This is a genomic window from Tritonibacter sp. SIMBA_163 (genome assembly GCF_046535935.1).
Lineage (GTDB): Bacteria > Pseudomonadota > Alphaproteobacteria > Rhodobacterales > Rhodobacteraceae > Epibacterium > Epibacterium scottomollicae.
Window position 1 is genome coordinate 1 of sequence record NZ_JAWJBP010001365.1, and the last position, 234, is coordinate 234.

Genomic DNA, 234 nt, shown 5'->3' on the forward strand with positions numbered 1-234 from the left:
GGACCTGGCCGGCGAGATCGGCGGCAAGACCGACATCCTGATCAACACCGCCGACCATATCCGCCCCGGCGGCGTGCTCTCGCGCCACGGCATCAACACCGCGCGCGACGAGCTGGACGTCAACGTGCTGGGCCTGCTGCGCCTGGCCCAGGCCTTCGGCCCGACCATGACCTTCCGCGGCGCCGACGGCACCAACAGCGCCGCCGCCTTCGTCAACATCCTGTCCTGCTACGC

Annotated in this window: 1 pseudogene; it reads left to right on the forward strand. The window is 70.5% G+C overall.

Annotation, left to right across the window (positions count from 1 at the left end):
- Positions 1 to 234, forward strand: a pseudogene (locus R0J92_RS26740) (short-chain dehydrogenase); the annotation flags it as partial.